Annotated in this window: 16 protein-coding genes and 3 pseudogenes; 10 read left to right on the top strand and 9 right to left on the bottom strand. The window is 37.3% G+C overall.

All coding sequences use genetic code 11. The features are described 5' to 3' along the window. Positions 1-32: 32 nt before the first annotated feature. The 9 genes and pseudogenes from AAHI02_RS00415 to nhaA all read left to right on the top strand — a co-directional run bounded on the left by AAHI02_RS00415 (position 33) and on the right by nhaA (position 8,875). Entirely contained in the window at positions 33-353 is a 321-nt protein-coding gene (locus AAHI02_RS00415; protein ID WP_346984921.1) for an ATP-binding protein, read from the top strand. A 32-nt stretch (positions 354-385) separates the two neighbouring features. After that, positions 386-745 carry a response regulator gene (locus AAHI02_RS00410; protein ID WP_346984920.1) on the top strand — a complete coding sequence of 120 codons (360 nt, stop codon included), beginning with the start codon at positions 386-388 and terminating at the stop codon, positions 743-745. 187 nt (positions 746-932) lie between these two features. Further along, positions 933-1,031: pseudogene (locus AAHI02_RS00405) on the top strand (acetyl-coenzyme A synthetase N-terminal domain-containing protein); the annotation flags it as partial. Between the two features lie 45 nt (positions 1,032-1,076). Beyond that, the gene (locus AAHI02_RS00400) at positions 1,077-2,189 is read left to right on the top strand and encodes an AMP-binding protein (protein WP_346984919.1); all 1,113 of its coding nucleotides are present in this window, start codon (positions 1,077-1,079) and stop codon (positions 2,187-2,189) included. Beyond that, positions 2,131-2,808 (top strand): hypothetical protein, encoded by a 678-nt coding sequence (locus AAHI02_RS00395; protein ID WP_346984918.1) that lies wholly within the window; start codon positions 2,131-2,133, stop codon positions 2,806-2,808. Before AAHI02_RS00400 ends, AAHI02_RS00395 begins: the two co-directional genes overlap by 59 nt. 120 nt (positions 2,809-2,928) lie before the next feature. Continuing rightward, positions 2,929-4,841 (top strand): annotated as a pseudogene (acs, locus tag AAHI02_RS00390) (acetate--CoA ligase). Positions 4,842-5,017: 176 nt separating this feature from the next. Beyond that, complete coding sequence (locus AAHI02_RS00385) at positions 5,018-5,377, top strand: hypothetical protein (protein ID WP_346984917.1); 360 nt, start codon at positions 5,018-5,020, stop codon at positions 5,375-5,377. A 111-nt stretch (positions 5,378-5,488) separates the two neighbouring features. Then, positions 5,489-7,693 carry a RelA/SpoT family protein gene (locus tag AAHI02_RS00380; RefSeq protein ID WP_346984916.1) on the top strand — a complete coding sequence of 735 codons (2,205 nt, stop codon included), beginning with the start codon at positions 5,489-5,491 and terminating at the stop codon, positions 7,691-7,693. A 9-nt stretch (positions 7,694-7,702) separates the two neighbouring features. After that, positions 7,703-8,875, top strand: coding sequence for a Na+/H+ antiporter NhaA (gene nhaA / locus AAHI02_RS00375; RefSeq protein ID WP_346984915.1), 1,173 nt, complete (start codon positions 7,703-7,705; stop codon positions 8,873-8,875). Positions 8,876-8,908: 33 nt separating this feature from the next. Here the strand turns inward: nhaA and AAHI02_RS00370 are convergent, their stop codons facing one another. Then, positions 8,909-9,850, bottom strand: a complete 942-nt coding sequence (locus AAHI02_RS00370; protein ID WP_346984914.1) for a YihY/virulence factor BrkB family protein — start codon at positions 9,848-9,850, stop codon at positions 8,909-8,911. Position 9,851: 1 nt separating this feature from the next. Continuing rightward, positions 9,852-10,871: a DUF4421 family protein gene (locus tag AAHI02_RS00365; protein ID WP_346984913.1), complete on the bottom strand. Its 1,020-nt coding sequence runs from the start codon at positions 10,869-10,871 to the stop codon at positions 9,852-9,854. 116 nt (positions 10,872-10,987) lie between these two features. On the opposite strand from AAHI02_RS00365, the gene AAHI02_RS00360 reads away from it, so the two are divergent. Beyond that, positions 10,988-11,461 (top strand): 23S rRNA (pseudouridine(1915)-N(3))-methyltransferase RlmH, encoded by a 474-nt coding sequence (locus tag AAHI02_RS00360; RefSeq protein WP_346984912.1) that lies wholly within the window; start codon positions 10,988-10,990, stop codon positions 11,459-11,461. A 64-nt stretch (positions 11,462-11,525) separates the two neighbouring features. Here AAHI02_RS00360 and AAHI02_RS00355 read toward each other — a convergent pair whose 3' ends face one another. The 7 genes and pseudogenes from AAHI02_RS00355 to secD form a co-directional block, all read right to left on the bottom strand. Next, the gene (locus tag AAHI02_RS00355; protein ID WP_346984911.1) at positions 11,526-12,905 is read right to left on the bottom strand and encodes a phosphatase PAP2 family protein; all 1,380 of its coding nucleotides are present in this window, start codon (positions 12,903-12,905) and stop codon (positions 11,526-11,528) included. Position 12,906: 1 nt separating this feature from the next. Continuing rightward, complete coding sequence (locus AAHI02_RS00350) at positions 12,907-13,242, bottom strand: twin-arginine translocase TatA/TatE family subunit (protein ID WP_346984910.1); 336 nt, start codon at positions 13,240-13,242, stop codon at positions 12,907-12,909. Between the two features lie 75 nt (positions 13,243-13,317). Next, entirely contained in the window at positions 13,318-13,962 is a 645-nt protein-coding gene (locus tag AAHI02_RS00345; RefSeq protein ID WP_346984909.1) for an SCO family protein, read from the bottom strand. Continuing rightward, positions 13,934-14,509 (bottom strand): toxin-antitoxin system YwqK family antitoxin, encoded by a 576-nt coding sequence (locus tag AAHI02_RS00340; protein WP_346984908.1) that lies wholly within the window; start codon positions 14,507-14,509, stop codon positions 13,934-13,936. The genes AAHI02_RS00345 and AAHI02_RS00340 overlap by 29 nt, the downstream gene beginning before the upstream one ends. Next, on the bottom strand, positions 14,481-15,245 hold the full coding sequence (locus AAHI02_RS00335) for a YHYH protein (protein WP_346984907.1): 765 nt from the start codon (positions 15,243-15,245) through the stop codon (positions 14,481-14,483). Before AAHI02_RS00335 ends, AAHI02_RS00340 begins: the two co-directional genes overlap by 29 nt. Before the next feature lie 114 nt (positions 15,246-15,359). Then, positions 15,360-16,592, bottom strand: a complete 1,233-nt coding sequence (locus tag AAHI02_RS00330) for a TCR/Tet family MFS transporter (protein ID WP_346984906.1) — start codon at positions 16,590-16,592, stop codon at positions 15,360-15,362. Positions 16,593-16,776: 184 nt separating this feature from the next. Then, positions 16,777-19,689, bottom strand: a pseudogene (secD, locus tag AAHI02_RS00325) (protein translocase subunit SecD). Between the last annotated feature and the right edge of the window lie 127 nt (positions 19,690-19,816).

The following is a 19,816-nucleotide window of genomic DNA, read 5'->3' as shown; positions in this document are numbered from 1 at the left end:
ATCATTTTATCTTTGAATATGATGAATCAAGAATGATTCAATTATTTCAGAATATTTTAGGAAATGCGTTAAAATTCACCGATGAACAGGGTACAATACAGACCAAGTTCTTCAGCAGAGATAAAGATTTAATCATCACAGTCTTCAACACCGGAAAACATATCCCGGAAGAAGATCTGAAAATGATTTTTGACAAGTTTTATCAGTCGAAAAACCAAAATATTTTAAAACAGGCGGGAAGCGGCCTCGGGCTTGCGATCTGCAAGAAAATTATCGAGAACCACGGCGGAACTATACAGGCAGAAAACAGTGGCCTGGGTGTCACTTTTACCATACAACTGCCGGAACGATAATAGAAAATGAAGTTGAACGATAAGAAAGCATTATGAAAAAGATAATCATTGCCGATGATGAGCATAAAATATTAATGTCGCTGGAATACAGCTTTAAAAAAAATGGCTACGACGTCTACATTGCCCGCGATGGGACGGAAGTATTAGAATTTTTGAAAACTATGGTTCCTGATGTTATTCTTCTGGATATTATGATGCCTAATCTGGATGGCTTCAGCACATTAAATATTATTAAGCAGGATGAAAAATTAAGAGACACTAAAGTTATTTTCCTGAGCGCGAAAAATAATCCGAAAGACATTGAAAAAGGTCTGGAAATGGGCGCTGATGCTTATGTAACAAAACCTTATTCTATAAAGAAACTGATGCAGCTGATTGAGGAAATGATTTAAAAGGATAAATAGATGAGAGATGAATAGATTATAGACTGATAGATAATAGACTAATAGATAATAGACGCAGAGAGAATTATTGATGATTCCGGAGAGAATTATGAAGCAACGCTAAAGTTTAGCACTTACTAATTATCAATTGTCAACAACAATGTAAAGCACAAAAAAATTACCATGAACGCAGAAAATTTATTTAAAAAAAAGTTTAGAACATAAAGAAGAATTCTGGAAAGAACAGGCTCAGGAAATCAAATGGTTTGAATTTCCGACAAAAATTCTTTCTGAAAGCGAGAACGGATATCCACAATGGTTTTCCGATGGAAAGCTGAATATGTGTTATTTGTGCATCGACAAACATATTGAAGATGGTTTTGGTAATCAGGCAGCGATTGTATATGATTCTCCGGTAACCGGACAGAAAAAGACATACACATTCAATCAGGCAAAAGAGGAAATTGCAAAACTGGCGGGAGGCCTGGTTTCATTAGGTTTAGAAAAAGGCGATACCGCCGTTATTTATATGCCGATGATTCCACAAACGCTTTTTGCTATGCTGGCGTGCGCAAGAATCGGCGTGATTCATAATGTGGTTTTCGGAGGTTTTGCACCACACGAACTTGTCGTAAGAATCGATGACTGCAAACCCAAAGCGCTGATTACAGCAACCGCAGGAGTGGAAATTGCCAAAAGAATTCCCTACCTGCCTCTGGTTGAAAAAGCAATTGAACTGGCTCAGGATAAAGTAGAAAACATCATTGTTTACAACAGGAAATTAGTAGATAACCAACACGAAATGTTTGATGGACTGATTGATTATCAGGAATTAGTTGAACAATCGATACCTGCGGATTGTGTTCCGGTAGAATCTACTCACCCACTCTATTTACTGTACACTTCAGGAACCACCGGAAAACCGAAAGGCATCACCCGAGACACCGGCGGTTACGCGACAGCGTTAAAATTTTCAATGACCAAGATTTACGGTGTTGAGCCCGGAGAAACCTATTGGGCAGCATCAGATTTCGGATGGGCAGTTGGCCACAGCTTTTCTGTGTACGGGCCTTTAATTAACAGAAATACAACTATTATTTTTGAAGGAAAACCAGTCATGACGCCTGATGCAGGAACCTTCTGGAGAATTATTTCGGAATATAAAGTTTCGGTGATGTTTACGGCCCCTACCGCCATAAGAGCCATCAAAAAGGAAGATCCGGACGGCGAATTGGTGAAAAAATACGATTTAACCCAATTTAAAAAACAATTTCTGGCCGGAGAAAGGTGCGACGTTGCCACACTTGACTGGTTTGCTGAACATATTGGAGTTCCTGCTATCGATCACTGGTGGCAGACGGAATCGGGCTGGCCAATGCTGGGGCTGATGACTTTTGACGACCAGTACACTATTAAAAGAGCTTCCGCAGGAAAAACCGATTCCGGGATATGATATTAAAATTTTTGATGAAAACGGCTATGAGCTGGATGCTCATCATGAAGGCTATCTGGTAATTAAACTGCCACTTCCACCCGGCGCATTGTTAGGAATCTGGAACGATCATGAACGATTTGTAAAAAGCTATCTATCACAATATCAAGGGTATTATTTTTCAGGAGACGGGGCGATCAGGGATGAGGACGGCTATGTATTCATTACCGGAAGAGTAGATGATGTAATTAATGTCGCAGGACACCGTCTTTCTACATCAGAAATGGAGGAAATCGTTTCTTCCCATCCGGAAGTAGCTGAGTGTGCCGTCGTGGGCATTGATGATGAATTAAAAGGACAGGTTCCTTTTGCAACAGTAGTCGTAAAAAACGGTTCTGCTATTTCGGAAGAACAGCTGGAAAAAGATATTGTAAAGATGGTCCGGGAAAATATTGGAGCGGTAGCCTGTCTTAAGAATGTTATGACCGTAAAGCGCTTACCCAAAACACGTTCAGGAAAAATCTTAAGAAAACTGATCAGAACGTTATTGGACGGAAGAGAATTTCAGGTACCGCCAACGATTGATGATGAAAACATTATCGGTGAAATTCAACAGAAAATTCAGCAGTATAAAGCATAGCAATAATTTATATTTCTTTTAATTAACAATAACTTAACATATTATTTGATTAAAAATAATCAATACAAATAATAAAATTTTTAAAAATCAAAACAGAAAAATAATTCTAAAACAGAAAGTATGAGAAACTACCTGATAGAAGATTTACCACATTATTTTGAAGAGTATAAAAACTCTATTAAAAATCCTAAAAAATTCTGGGATAAGATCGCCGATCAAAATTTTGTATGGTATCAGCGATGGAGTAAAGTGGTAAAATATGACATGAATGAAGCCAAAATTACCTGGTTCAAAAATGCAAAACTGAATATCACCAAAAACTGTCTGGACAGGCATCTTTCAGTGCGGGGAGAGAAAACAGCCATCATCTGGGAACCCAACGATCCGAAAGAAGAAGCACAGCATATTTCCTATAACGAACTGTACACCAGAGTGAATAAAACAGCTAATGTTCTGCGTGAAATGGGCATTGAAAAAGGAGACAGAGTGTGTATTTATCTTCCGATGATCCCTGAGCTGGCCATTACAATGCTTGCCTGTGCAAAGCTGGGAGCTGTACATTCGGTGATCTTTGCGGGATTTTCTGCATCAGCTGTTTCTTCCAGAGTGAATGACTGTGGAGCCAAAATGGTGATTACTTCAGACGGAAGCTACAGAGGAAGCAAAGTTCTTGACCTGAAAAGTATTGTGGATGAAGCTTTAGAAAAATCGCCAAGCGTAGAAAAAGTGTTGGTGGTAAAAAGAACCAATAACGAAATCAACATGAAAGAACACCGGGATTTCTGGATGGCAGATCTCTACGAAAGTGCATCTCCGGATTTCGTTACTATGATTATGGATGCCGAAGATCCGCTTTTCATTCTGTACACCTCTGGCTCTACGGGAAAGCCGAAAGGAATGCTGCATACCTGTGCCGGATACATGGTTTATACCGCTTACACTTTTAAAAATGTATTTAATTATAAAGAAAACGACATCTATTGGTGTACCGCTGATATCGGATGGATTACAGGACATTCTTACATTCTTTACGGTCCGCTTCTCAATGGTGCCACAACCGTTATTTTCGAAGGAGTTCCAACCTATCCTGAACCCGACAGATTTTGGGAAGTGATTGAAAAACATAAAGTCACACAATTTTATACGGCACCCACTGCTATCCGTTCCCTGGCAAAAGAAAGCTCAGAATGGGTAGACAAACACGATCTGAGTACGCTGAAAGTAATTGGTTCGGTAGGAGAACCAATCAACGAGGAAGCATGGCACTGGTTCAATGATCACGTAGGAAAGAAAAAATGCCCGGTAGTCGATACCTGGTGGCAGACAGAAACCGGTGGAATCATGATCTCCCCCTCTTCCTTTCGTAACACCTACCAAACCTACCTACGCCACCCTTCCTTTACCGGGAATACAACCGGTTCTGATGGACGACAAACGTAATGAAATCATGGGCAATCAGGTTACCGGAAATCTTTGCATCCGTTTTCCATGGCCTGGAATTGCACGAACGATCTGGGGAGATCATCAACGCTACAAAGAAACCTACTTTACCGCTTTTCCGGGAAAATATTTCACTGGTGACGGTGCTTTACGGGATGAGGTAGGTTATTACAGGATCACCGGCCGTGTGGATGATGTGATTATTGTTTCCGGACATAATTTAGGAACTGCTCCTATTGAAGACAGCATCAACGAACATCCTGCTGTAGCAGAATCGGCAATTGTCGGATATCCTCATGATATCAAAGGAAATGCTTTATACGGCTTTGTTATTCTGAAAGAAACCGGAGAAAGCCGTCAAAAAGAAAACCTTAAAAAAAGAGATCAATCAGCTGATTTCCGAACAGATCGGCCCGATTGCCAAGCTGGATAAAATACAGTTTGTTTCCGGACTTCCAAAAACACGTTCCGGAAAAATCATGCGTAGAATCTTAAGAAAAATTGCAGAAGGTGATTTCAGTAATTTCGGGGATATTACGACCTTACTTAATCCTGAAATTGTAGAGGAAATTAAAAATGAAAGAATTGATTAATCAATAGTGGAACGGGCTTAGGCCCGTTTTTTATTTAAATAATTAAAACTTAATAGATGTATCAAATAAAATTTTAAATATTTATAGATATTATAATAAAATAACAAAATCATTCAATTTATATTAATTTAAATAAGAAAATTTTAGTACCTTTAATCAAAATTAAAACCATTGCTATGTCAAATATTTTAGCTGGATTATTTGAACATCACAGCGATTATAAGAAATTGGAAGCAGATCTGGAAAGTTCTGGTTTTCAGAATTCAGATTACATTGTATATCTCAATGACGGAAATCATTCGCCCTACATGGTAAGTGTGGCCGTGAAAGACCATCAGATTGACAGTGCAAGGAATGTTTTCAGCCAGAATACCGTATTAAAAACGTATCTTTTTGAAAATATGGACCTTGAGCAAGCAAATTATATCGACATTAAAAATTATATTAATGTAAGAAATAAAGCAGAAATCCATAACAGTCCGGATGTGAGAATTAAAGGTTCTACCAGCGGAATGGACTCTGAGGTAAAGTTTTAAAACAAATGATAAGAATTAATAACCGGAATCCGTAGATTAGTCTACGGATTTTTCGTATTTGAAAAGTGCAAAAAATTTCGTATTTTCGTTTAAATATAGGCTTTAGCACGAATGAGTTACGACGTAGAACAAGAGAACAAAGAAATCTTAGCGCGATATAAGGACCTGATTTCTAACACATACAGAACTTTGGATGAAGAAAATAACAAGCTCATCCGAAAAGCGTTCGATATCGCACTGGACGCTCACAAAGACCAGCGAAGAAAAACGGGTGAACCATACATTTACCACCCCATTGCTGTTGCAAAAATTGTTGCAACAGAAATCGGTTTGGGCGCGACTTCCATTGCCTGTGCGCTTCTGCATGATGTGATTGAAGATTCAGATTATACATACGAAGACCTGAAGAAAATTTTTGGTGAAAAAATTGCCAATATCGTCAATGGCCTCACCAAGATCTCAATTATGAACCATCAGAATATATCGGTTCAGTCGGAGAATTACAGGAAACTTCTGCTTACCCTTTCAGAAGATTTCAGGGTAATCCTGATTAAAATTGCAGACCGTCTTCACAATATGCGTACCCTGGAAAGCATGGCACCGGACAAACAGAAAAAAATCGCTTCCGAAACGGTGTATATTTATGCTCCCATGGCGCACCGTTTAGGTTTGTATAACATTAAATCCGAACTGGAAGATTTATCTTTAAAATATAATAATCCCGACGTTTACACAGAAATCACCGAGAAACTTGAACTGGCCAAGGAAAACCGTGAACGCTACATTGAAGAATTTAAAAAAGAAGTTTCTGAAAAACTCCATGAAGAAGGATTAAACTTTAAAATAAAAGGCAGGGCAAAAGCTATTTCTTCCATTTACAGGAAAATGCTGAAGCAGGGCGTTTCTTTTGAAGAAGTTTATGACAATTATGCCATCCGGATCATTTACAGGTCTGACGCTAAAAATGAAAAATTCCTCGCCTGGAAAATTTATTCTATTGTAACGGATGTTTATCACAGTAACCCTTCGAGAATGCGCGACTGGATTACGCAGCCACGTTCCACAGGATACGAAAGTCTTCACCTAACGGTTCTGGGGCCCGACAAAAAATGGATTGAAGTACAGATCCGTTCCGAAAGAATGGATGAAATTGCTGAAAAAGGCGTGGCGGCACATTACAAATATAAAGAAGGCTACAAGCAGAGCTCCGATGACCGGAATTTTGAAAACTGGGTTACTGAAATACGCGAAGTGCTTGAACAGCAGCAGAATCTTTCTACCTCTGAACTTCTGGACAATATCAAACTGAATTTATATTCTAAGGAAGTTTTTGTCTTTACGCCAAAAGGTGAGATTAAAATTCTGCCTACCAATGCTACAGCTCTCGATTTTGCATTTTCCGTTCACTCTGATCTGGGCATGAAGTGTTTAGGAGCAAAAATTAATGGAAAACTGGTTCCGATTTCTTATGTTTTGCAGAATGGGGATCAGGTGGACATTCTCTCTTCGCAAAATCAGAAGCCCAAATCTGACTGGCTGGAATTCGTGGTTACTTCTAAAGCTAAGTCAAAGATTAAGAGTTATTTAAATTCACAAAAAAATCAACTGGTAGAAGATGGAAAAGAAATTCTTCAGCGAAAGCTTCGTCACGCAAAGATTAGCTTCAATGATGATGAGGTGAATAAGCTTCAGAAATTTTTTAATCTGAAAAGCTCACAGGAATTGTTCCTGAAATTTCAGAGTAACGAATTGGATGCAAGCAGCTTAAGAAAGTATATTGAAAGTAAAAATGTATTTAACAACCTACTTTCAAGATTCAGAAAATCTCCTTCAAAAAATACAGCTTATATAGAGCCGAAGGAACAGAATCTGGATATGATTGTCTTTGGAAAAGACGAAGAAAAACTGAATTACACTTATGCAAAGTGCTGTACCGTAATTCCCGGAGACAAAATTTTCGGGTTCATCACAATTTCAGACGGAATCAAGGTACACAGCGACAATTGTCCGAATGCTATCAATCTTCGGGCGCAGTATGATTACAGGGTTATTCCTGCCAAATGGGTTAATGCAGAAAGCTTTAAGAACAGAGTAAAAATTGAAATTGAAGGACTCGACAGAATGGGAATGATTAATGATATTACAACTGTAATCAGTGGTGCTATGGGAATGGATATGAAAAGTATGTCTATTGAATCTAATGACGGAATTTTTACTGGAAACATTAACCTTGAAGTGAAAAATAAAAGCCAGCTGGAGCAGACCTTTAAAAAGCTGAAAGATATTGATGGAGTTTCGAAAGTAAGAAGAATATAATTTAAAAAAATGAATCTGACAGTATATTTTAAGAAGTTTTTCAGCAGCAGCCAAACTTCGGGTATCCTCTTGATTTTTTGTGTATTAATCGCTTTATTAATTGCCAATTCGCACGCGGCAGCAAATTTTCAGTATTTTTTAGATAAAGAAATCGGCACTGCAGTTTTTGGTTTGAAATATCCTGTCAGTATCTGGATCAATGACGGCCTGATGGCTGTATTCTTTCTACTTGTAGGTCTTGAAATAAAAAGAGAAATGGTCGAAGGCGAACTCTCTTCATTTAAGAATGCTTCGTTACCTATTTTTGCAGCAATCGGCGGAATGGTGGTTCCTGCTCTTATTTATACAGCTTTCAACTTTGGAACGGCATATGGAAACGGATGGGGAATTCCTATGGCTACCGACATTGCTTTTTCACTGGCAATTATTTCCATGTTGGGTAAAAAAATTCCGAACTCAATTAAAATTTTTCTGGCTGCTCTGGCCATCGTTGATGATCTGGGAGCCATTCTTGTAATAGCGATATTTTACACCGAACAGATTCACTGGATGTATTTGTTAATGTCATTTGGTGTTACGGCACTTTTATTTTTGCTGAATTTTTTGAAGGTTAAAAAAATTGTTTTTTATCTTATTCCCGGCCTTTTTTTATGGTATTTCCTGCATCATTCGGGAATTCATGCAACAATTGCGGGCGTATTACTTGCATTTTCAATTCCCACTAATATTTCCGATACTGAAATCTCGCCCTTGGAAAAACTTGAACATAAACTCCATTTTCCGGTAAGCTTCCTGATTATGCCAATATTTGCATTAACCAATACCAATATCACTTTTACTACTGAAATGATTTCAGGACTTACAAGTACTTTAGGGTTGGGAATTATCTGCGGACTGGTTGCCGGAAAATTGATCGGAATAAATCTTTTTTCTTTACTGGCAGTAAAATTAAAATTAAGTTCATTACCTCAGAACAGTTCCTGGAAACAAATGCTGGGCGTGGGATTTCTGGCCGGAATCGGCTTTACAATGTCAATATTCATCGCATTACTATCCTTTAAGAATGAGACTGAAATTCAGGACGAAGCTAAATTTGCCATTTTGATAGCATCCTTTTTAGCAGCTGTTACCGGCTATATCATTTTAAATTTTAGCTCTAAACAGGGAATTGAAGAAGATTAAAATTAAGCTTTCAGGTACTATTATTCTTTGTTTTTAGATTCCTGATGTCTGGACTTTTTTTATTTGATCGGATAATAATTTTTCGATCCGGAGCTTTCTGATCGCAAGATTCAGTTCATTTCCGAAAAGAAGGAGATAAACATTTACATTTACCCAAACCATCAGAAGAATCATGCTTCCTATTGAGCCATACAAAACGTTGTAGCGGGCAATATTTTTAACATATAATGCAAAAAAATACGTAGTTACCACAAATAAAACCGTTGTTAAAATAGCTCCCGGAATTGCCTGTCTGAATCTGACGATCTTCACCGTTCCAAGCCAGTAAAAAAGAGTCAGAAGAATAAAATAAAATAAAGGAAAAGACACAAAACCAATGATTTCCGAAAGGTTATTAACCAGCCAAGAGACGTCATAAACGGGTGTAAACTGCTTTAGAACCACTTCTGAATAGTATATCCCGAAAAGCGCCAGAAAAACAATCAGAACAAACCCAATCGTAATAAAAAATGAAAGGATAAATTCTTTTACATCGGTCATCTTTTCATCCGTAGTTTCATTGAAACCATTTATAAGAGAAAAAGTTCCATTAGTTGCAAAAACCAATGCTAAAACAATCGTCAAATTGCTGATTCCCTTCATATTGGGAACAATACTCTTTTCGATATATCCACGCACGTCACCTTCCATATTAGAAGGAAAAACATTGTGCATCAGTACATCAAATATATAATACTGCAGCTTTTCATAATGAGGCATATAGGGTATAACTGACAATAAAAACAGGATAAAGGGAAATAAACTGATCGTAAAACTCCAGGAAATAGCGGCTGCCTTTCTGCCTATTTTTTCTTTAAAAATTCCCCGGATATAAATCTGAAACATCTGCCAAACCGATATTCCTAAGAGAGGAATATGTATATCATCGAAAAATTCTTTAACTTTTATTATAAATTTTGGGAGTTTTACAGCCATATTACTTTAAAATATTATCTATTTTATCAAAGTTTCTGTTTACAAATGTAGGAGAATTAAATCGAAAACCAATTCCTATCCTGAAAAGCCATTGTGTGGTAGAGTAAAAATTTTCATTGGAACTATTGATCCAGTTGAGCTGGGCTCCGCCTCCAAAAAACCATTTTCCATTGTCATATCCTATTCTTGCATTTGAATAAAGCCCGACATTAAATTCATGAAAATTTTCGTCGATCAGCTTTGCATAATATAATTCCGGGTAGACTTCCATAATAGCATACCAATGGGGTTTAATTTTCTTTTGGACACCTCCGCCCGACCGTAAAGCAATTCTGAAGTCCTTTGAAGGCGGATCATCATTTTCTGTAAAAATTTGTCCCTGATAGATTGTTTTGTTGACATCACTTAGAATATTATATTGGTAAAACAGCCCTGTACTTACTACGAAAACATCTTTCAGCGGTTGATAGGTCATATTGTTGAAACTTCTATAACCTGATTTATTTCCTACCCACAAATAGGTTGTTTCACCTTTAAAAGAACGGTATTTTGCATCAGGGAACTGCAGGTAACCTTCTTCATTATAATCGTTTCCGTACAACAGTTGCATAAATTCTCTGGTGTCCTGAAAATAGAGGCCTTTCACCTGGCTGAAATAGATATATTGCCTGATCTTGGGGGTGAGGAAAAAAGTGAATCCAAAGTTGAAATATTTTGATTTTCCTTTTTCCGGATCGTCATTATTGATATTCGTGAGCTTGGGAGCAAAAGAAAAACTAATGTCGAGCCAGCGATATCTTAGAAAAAATTCTGTATAAAATGCATCATTGGGTCTTAAACGGAAAACCTTATCTTCATATAACAAACCAAATGAATTATGAAGATAGCTTAATCCTCCAACAACAGAAATTTTCTTTTTATCTTTTTCAAAGTACTGATCTAACTCTTCATCACTAACTTCCTGAGAAAAGGAGATTAGTGGAAAACACAAAAGCAGAAAAGGCAGTATTGTTATTTTCATTGACTTGGCATAATACAAAAATAATAATTTTTTCAGACTTGGATTCCGGTATTGCAGAACGTGATTATGACATTTCTTGATTTATGAATATCTTTGAAGCTTAATTTAAAATAAAAATGCAGATTAACTTGCTTTGTATCGGTAAAACAGATGATAAGGAAATTACTTCTTTAATCAATTATTATCTAAAAAGACTTCCCCAGCACTGGAATTTTGAAATTACTGAAATTCCTGATGTGAAAAACGCAAGAAGTTTATCTGCTGATCTTTTAAAGAAAGAAGAAGCAAAACTGTTCATGAATTATATAGGCAAAACAGACTTCGTCCTGATTTTAGATGAAAAAGGCAAGCAGCTTACAAGCCGGGAATTTTCAAAGAAAATTGACACATGGATGAATTCTTCAGTGAAAAAAGTTCATCTTCTTATTGGTGGCGCGTATGGATTTTCTGATGACATTTATACCCGAGCAAATGAAAAAATATCATTATCGAAAATGACTTTCACGCATCAAATGATAAGGCTTTTTATTGTAGAGCAACTTTATCGCGCAGATCAGATTTTACAGGGAAAACCGTATCATAATGATTAATCAGTTTTTTTAGGTTTCGGGGGGCGGCTTCGCCGCCCCCCGAAACCTAAAACTTACCATAAACTTATTTTTTAACCTCGCATTTAGAGTAATATTCTATCAATAGAGGTTTTTCATAGCCCAGGCTTACCGCCTTATCAAGACTTGCGCAAGCTTCCTTTGGCTTTGCAGTTTCAAATAAAATTAGTGCTTTATTTACGTAAGCCTGCGCAAATTTAGGATCAATAGAGATTGCTTTATTAACATCTGCGAGCGCTTCTTTGTTTTTCTTTAATTTAAAATAAACATCACCTCTTCCGCTGTACAAAAGAGATTCCGGCTTTTCGGAAATCAACTGATTATAATCCTTCAGTGCGCCTTCAAGATCGCCACTGTTTTTTTTCAGATTGGCGAGTCCTGTTCGGGCGTAAATATTGTCCGGAGCAAAGCTTAATATCTGATTCAGGTCTTTTGCAGCCAGATCTTTTTTACCCAGATTTTCATACACTTTAGAGCGGGTAAGATACATGTCTGCATTTTCCGGTTCGAGCTTAAGACCTTGATTAAGATAATCCAATGCAGCCTGTTTATTCCCTTTCTGCCCATGAATAGAGCCCAAATTTGCATACACCGCAGCAGACATAGGATTGGCTCTCAATGCAGATTCGTAGGATTTAAAAGCTGAATTTGTTTTACCGAGTCTTCTTTGGGAAGTTCCGAGATAATTATAATATTCAGATTGTAATTTCTGGATTTTCTCACTCTGAACAAGCTTTGAATATTCTTCTTCAGCACACTTATAATCTGCTTTCTGAAAACATTCTTCAGCAATTTTTTTGTCTTGAGCCTGCAGATATACTATTGAAAATGTTAAAGTTAAAAAAAGTAAATGTTTTTTCATGAGGTTATATTTTGTTTGTTGATCACTTTTTTTTGCGAGCGCAGAAAACACCAGCCCCAATAAAGTTCCAACAAACGCCCCCACCAAAATATCTATCGGGAAATGCACTCCTAAATATATGCGACTGTAAGATACTATTACTGCCCACACAAATATAGCATAAGGAAACCATTTAAGCTTATTTTTTAATAAAATACTTAAATAGGTTGCCAAAAAGAATGTATTGGAAGCATGCGCAGAATAAAACCCGAACTGCCCGCCGCATTTTACAATCCTCATGTGATGCTCTAAGGCAGGATCATGACATGGTCTTAATCTCTCAATACCATGTTTGAAAATACCCGCAACCTGATCGGAAACCGTAACTCCTATAGCGACAAATATCAGAATAAAAACTAAAGATCTTAGTTTATAATTTTTAAATAAGAAATATAAAAAAATAATATAAAGCGGAACCCAGATCCATGTACTTGAAATCAGCATCCAAAACTGATCAAAAGAAGAATTCCCCAAATTATTGAGAAACAAGAATAGCTTTCTGTCTTCCTGAATAATTTCTTCCATATTATCTGCTTATAGGGCCTTCATAGGTTTCGTCTTCGGAAGGTTTCGGCTGTGGAGGTTGATTTGAGGTTTGAGAATCAGTAAGAATATCCTTCTGAACATCTTTCATCGGATTGAAATCTTTTGCAGCATCTCTCACCTTCTCAATCTCACGCTTAATCTCAGAAACAGGATTATCTGTTTCTTTCATGATTTCAGTTTTGATATCTTCCACTGCCCCACGCATCTTCCTTACCCCCGCACCCAGATCTCGGGCAATCTGGGGAAGTTTATCCGGTCCGAATAATACGACAATTGCTATAGCAATCAATGCCATTTCTCCAATGCTTAGTTCCATAACACAAAATTACAAAAGAAATGCGAAACTGAATATGAAATATTAAGTTTTAATAAAATATTAAGTTTGATAGCATTATTCTACTTTCAGTATTGCAATATCTCTGATGAGCTGTTCGATATCTGTCTGTAGAGTTCCGTTGTATATTCCTCTTATTTTTCTGTGCTGGTCTGATAAAATAATATGTTCCGTATGAAGAAATTCTGTGCTGTCGCGGGTAAAACCAAGATCTTCTTCGGCAAAATAGGACTTTCGGGCAAGCTTGTAGATTTCGCCTTTGCTTCCGGTAAGAAAATGCCAGTTGGGATTGGTTATTTTGTGAGATTCTTTAAAAGCTTTCAGCTTGGATGAAGTATCGATCCACGGAGTTACGGAGAAAGACAATAAAACAACATCGGGATCATTCCTGTATTTCTGATCTACCAAGCTCAGATTCCGAATCATGGTCGGACATATACTCCCACAGGAAGTAAAAATAAAACTTGCAATATGCATTTTATGATCGACAGTTTTATCCGTGATGGTTTTGTAATCCTCATCCGTAAATGAAAAAGTACCAATCCTATGAGTAATTTTTTCTGACGCTTCTTCCTTAGACAAAAAATATGGCGTAAAATCTGGTGTATTGTAATAAGGTACTGAACTTTCCTCCTTGTTTTTGCAGGAAAGAATACACAATAAAATCATAAAACTATTTCTGAAAAATACTGTCCGTGACATTTACGCAATTTTTTGTTCCTAATAATCCATATCTTTTTCCATGGTTTACCACATAATTGGATCTTATCTTTCCGTTGTCGTAAAACTGTTTCTGGATTCCCTCTTCATAGCCCAGTTTATAATGCATTTCTTTTACCAGACGGCCGTCCCTGTTCCATTCTTTGTATTCTCCATTATTTTCACCTTTAAGGAAAAAACCGGATATTTTCATATTTCCATTATCCCACCATTCTCTAAGACTTTTAACCTTTACTCCTTTATCAAAAAAACGTTGTGCAGATAATTTTCCACTGGGAAAAAACTGTTTCCATTCTCCATTTTCTTTACCATTTTTAAATTTCATTATTTCTGCCGTATCTTTCGTGCCAGGGTACAAAGAATAAACAACTCCTGAAAAGAGTTTACCATCATGAAAAACCTGGCCATTATTATTCTCCAGGTGAATTGCATTCAGATTATAATAACTCAGTTTTTTTTCTTCCGGTGATTCACATGATATCAATAAGAAAAATAAGAGATTAATTACTAACAGTTCCCGGTGTGCCATAAAAACCATTTCCGTTGATGTACGGATCATTATTTGTGATGTGATAATGGTAAATACCGTTAGGATAATCTGCTGTTGCAGATGTATGCCCGTGGTAAGCATCAAGTGAAGCATTTGTAACGGTTACGCCTCCTTCTTCAGGCCCGTAAACAGGAAAGCCATCCAGCAAAAAGCCAAGCAATGCAGATTTGGATGCTTTTACCGTGGTTAAATATTTAGGTTCCACATGATAATGATAATCTCCTGCCTGCGCCGGATGCCCCCACCATTGGTCAAAGGAAACAATTTCGCCTGAAAGAGGCTGATTTGGACCTGCATATTGGTTAAAAAAAGCAACTCCATTAAGAGAAACTCCTATAGGACCAAGAGGCGTGGCAGTATGAGCAGAATTAACAGCAGGATTAATCGGAATTTTAAATGTATAATTTTTTGTTGAAATAGAATTCGGATTTTTAGAAAATGTAAAGTCTCCATACGTAGTTCCGGAAAAGTTTTCATACAGGCTATTTGCTGCAGGGTAATAAATACTTTTATGGTCGGGTGTACCATTTGTTTTGATATAAACATAAGTACCGTCTGAAGTAATGCTCAAAGCACCGTAAATCTTCTTGTAAATTGTGGGAACTTCCGAATTGTTTTCATTATTGCTGTCGTCTTGGGAAGAATCGTCACCGGAACTGCAACCGGAAAATATTACTATTGTAATAAATGCCAATAAAATTTTAAAATTTTTCATATTCATGCTATTTTCATCAAATATATGAAAATAGCACAATTTAAAACCAGATTACTCTAAATTTAATCAACATAAACCTGTCAGACGAATCAAACTGATGATTTGCTTTATAGATTAATTTCTTCTTTTTTTAATTTTCTTTTTCTGAAAGTTGAAATACGTAATAATCACACTTATACTCATTAAAATAAAAGCCAGAAAGAATGGAGCCCCTGAAAACTTAAACGGTGCTTCATCATGAGTAAAATAGTAAAACAAATTCGTCATCATCGGCGGCCCGATAATCGCAGTCGCACTCATAAGACTGGTAAGCGCCCCCTGCAATTCTCCCTGCTCATTTGAAGGAACACTTTTGGTAATGACCGACTGAAGTGCAGGGCCACAGATCCCTCCCAGACAATATGGAATTAAAAAGACGAACATCATCCAGCCCTGAGTGGCAAATGCAAATAACAACATCCCGATGGCATAAAGCGTCAGTCCGTAATAAATGCTTTTCTGTTCGCCAAATCTCGGAGTTGTCCATCTGATCAGACCGCCCTGTACAAGACCTACCAGCAAACCAACAACGCCTAAAGATATCCCCACCATTCTTTCGTTCCAGCTAAATTTATACATGGTAAAAAAGCTCCAGTTACTCTGTACGGCATGCCCTGCAATATAGATTAAAATCAAAGAAACGATCAATCCTGAAATTTCCGGATGCTTTCCTAAAAATTTAAACGAACCAACCGGGTTCGCCCGCTTCCAGTTGAATTCTCTTCTTTTATCTTTATCTAAACTTTCAGGAAGAATAAAATAACCGTAAAGAAAATTTAACAAACATAATACAGCCGCCGCATAAAATGGAACTCTCGCTCCATAATGGCCCAACAACCCTCCTAAAACTGGTCCGATAATAAATCCGAGTCCGAAAGCAGCACCAATAAGTCCAAAATTCTTTGCACGGTCTTCATCTGTTGAAATATCTGCAATATAAGCACTGGCGGTAGTTACACTTGCACCCGTAATTCCCGCAATAATTCTTCCGATAAACAGCCAGAGTATCGTTGGAGCCAAAGCCAGTAAAATATAGTCAATCGCAAATCCGAAAAGAGAAATCAGAATGATTGGTCTTCTTCCGAATTTATCACTCAGGTTTCCAACAACCGGAGAAAAAATGAATTGCGTAAACGCATAGGCAAACCCAAGCCAGCCGCCATATTTTGCAGCCTCACTTATATCACTGTGAATCAGCTCCTCAATAAGTTTAGGAACCACCGGAATGATAATTCCCCATCCCGTAATATCAATGAGCAATGTAATAAATATAAAGCTCATCGCAGCTTTCTTCCTTGAGTTTTCCATAATGGTGCAAAAATAGTGAAATCGGAGAATAGTTTGAATTGTCAATTGGTAATTTTACTCGCAAAATCAATTTTTAAATTAAATTCACTTTGACTCCGAAGGAACTAACTATTAACTATTAAAAAATGCCAACAAAAAAAGCCTTTCGTACTGAAAGGCTTTTTCTTATTTATCGTAGTATAAATTATTTTGAAGCAAGTACTTCTTTATTCGTAGTCGACTTACCGTGAACTTCTTCTTCCTTACCGGTTTTCAAGAAGTCATAGGCAATTGCAGATGCTACGAAGATTGATGAATATGTACCGAATCCAATACCGATCAACATGGCAAACATAAATCCTCTCAGGTTATCTCCACCGAAAATAAAGATCGCTAAAATTACTAAGATCGTAGTAAATGAGGTGTTGAATGTTCTACCCAACGTACTGGAAATAGAATCATCAAATAATCCAGCCAATGTTAAAGATTTCTTCTCTCTTAAATATTCCCTGATTCTGTCGAAGATAATTACCGTATCATTGATAGAATATCCCAATACTGTAAGAATCGCCGCCACAAAATCCTGATTGATCTCCATATTGAATGGCATATATTTATGGAGTAATGAATATGCTCCCAAAATAATAACCGCATCGTGGAATAATGCTGCAACAGCACCAAGGGAGAATTGCCATTTTCTGAATCTTACCAAAATGTAGATGAAAATACCTGCCAAAGCCGCAATTACCGCAAGGATACCATGAGTTTTGATATCATCAGCCACTGTAGGTCCTACTTTTTCAGAAGAAATGATTCCGGCATGAGCTTTTTCAGGGGCTTTGAAATCTTTCATCGTTGTATTTGCAGGAAGGCTGGATTTTAATCCTTCGTATAATTTCTGCTCAACAGTCTGGTCTGCTTTTAAAGATTCATCTTCAATAAGATAATCCGTAGAAATTTTCAGCTGTTTGTCGTTACCGAAAGTTTTAGCTTCAACAGAAGAGTTCTTACCATCTTCAGTCTGAAACATTTTAACAAGACTAGCCTCAACATCTTCAGCATTTACCGCTTTATCGAATCTCACTACATAATTTCTACCTCCGGTAAAGTCGATACCGTATTTAAAGCCATGAATAGCGATAGATGCAATACAAACAATCGTTAAAATACCTGAAATGATGTAAGCATATTTTCTTTTCCCTATAAAATCGATCCATGTATTTCTGAAAAGATTTTTCGTAGCCCCCGTCCATACGGAAAGGTGTTTTCCTTTATTTAATCTTGAGAAGATCATTACCCTTGAGATCAATACCGAAGTAAAGAAAGTCATCAAAATACCGATTCCCAATGTTAATGCAAAACCTTTGATTGGCCCAGTTCCGAAAAGGAAAAGCACACCAGCAGTAAGCAATGTTGTTAAGTGACCATCTACAATTGCATTTAAGGCGTGTTTGAAACCATCTTTGTATGCTTCAAGAATACTCTTGCCGGCGAAGAGTTCTTCTTTTGTTCTTTCATATATAATCACGTTCGTATCTACCGCCATAGCCATCGTAAGCACGATACCCGCGATACCAGGAAGTGTAAGGGTAGCATCTACGGAATCCATAATTCCAAAAATGTAGAATAAGTTGATGATCATTGCAATGACAGCATATACCCCAGCTCCACCGTAATAGAAAATGATATACGCTATAATTAATAAGAATGCAATTCCGAAAGACATCATCCCGGCATCGATAGACTCTTGTCCCAGTGATGGTCCTACTACGGTAGCCTGAACTACTTTCGCACCTGCAGGTAATTTTCCTGCACCTAAAACATCTACCAATTCCTTGGCTTCTTCCTGAGAGAAATTACCGGAAATCTGTGTTCTACCATTAGGAATGGCATTCACAACATTTGGTGCGGTATAAACTCTGTTGTCAAGCGTTACAGCAACAGGTTTACCAACATTCTTTTCAGTCAGAGTTTTCCATTCTTTAGCTCCTTTGGAATCCATCTGCATATCTACCACTACTCTGCTCAGCTCATCATAGCCGATATTAGCAGTTTCAACAGCACCATCTACCGGAGCTTTTTGGTTGATATTCCCTCTGATTGCATATAATACTAAGCTTTCAGCATCAGTTGCTTCGGGCTTGTATCCCCACATGAATTGTGTATATTTAATATTAGCCGGACGTAAAGACTGCGCTACTTTGCTGTTCAGAATTTTGTTTACAGCAGCAGTATCAGACAATTTTACGTTGGCAACACCATTCGTTCTTAATTTATCAAGGTGAATAATATTCATGAAGTTTGTTGTTTTTGCAACCCCCATAGAATCACCTTTTGCAGCCACCACCGAAGTTAATGTCTGGAAATATGGCGCAATTTCAGGAACCTGCTGTACTTCCCAGAACTGAAGTTTTGCAGAAGTCTGAAGCATCTTTTTTTACTTTATCGATGTCCTTCATACCGGGCATTTCCACAGAAATTCTTGCGGTACCAGGCACTCTCTGTACATTCGGCTGCACAGCACCCATTTTGTCAATTCTGGTTCTGATTACTTCGTAAGCGGTACCTACAGACGCATCGATTTTTTCTTTTAACAATGCTTTTTACCTGCTCGTCAGGAGTATTGTACTTTACTTCAGTAAGCGTTGTGTTTCCGAAAAGTTCCGGATCTGCCAGCTTCAGATTTGTACCTTTTGCTTTGTTAATTGCATCGAACTGATCAAAAAAAGTTGTCGATGTAAGATTTTGTAGAATTCTTCTGAACTTCATCCGTTTTATTCAAAGCCTCGATAAGAACCGGATTGGTAGAATAATTTGTCAAATCATTCACCAGGTCTCTCTGGTTGATCTCCAAAAGAACGTTGATCCCGCCTTTAAGGTCAAGACCAAGCTTCATTTCCTTGTCTTTGGCTTTGGTGTAATAAAGTTTTGTGAATCCAAGATTCAGAGTATCCTTAGAAAGTCTAGCGATTTCTTTCTGATACTTCTCCGGATTGTCTCCTGCAATAGCAGTCGCCTGCTTTTCAATTTTGCTGGCGTACCATGTTGGTAATAGCTCGTTTAAGCAAATCAACCCTAGTACAATAGCAACAATTGTAATAAGTCCTTTTCCTTGCATTTTGTTATAACTACGTTAAATTAAGTCGGCAAATATAATCATTTTCTTGTATTTTATGAATATTTAACAACAGAAATCCTTTATTTTCAGATATATCGGCATTCTTATTTTCATTTAAGATTTAATA

This window comes from Chryseobacterium sp. POE27 (genome assembly GCF_039727685.1).
GTDB lineage: Bacteria > Bacteroidota > Bacteroidia > Flavobacteriales > Weeksellaceae > Chryseobacterium.
This window is presented reverse-complemented; position numbering and strand designations above follow the sequence as displayed.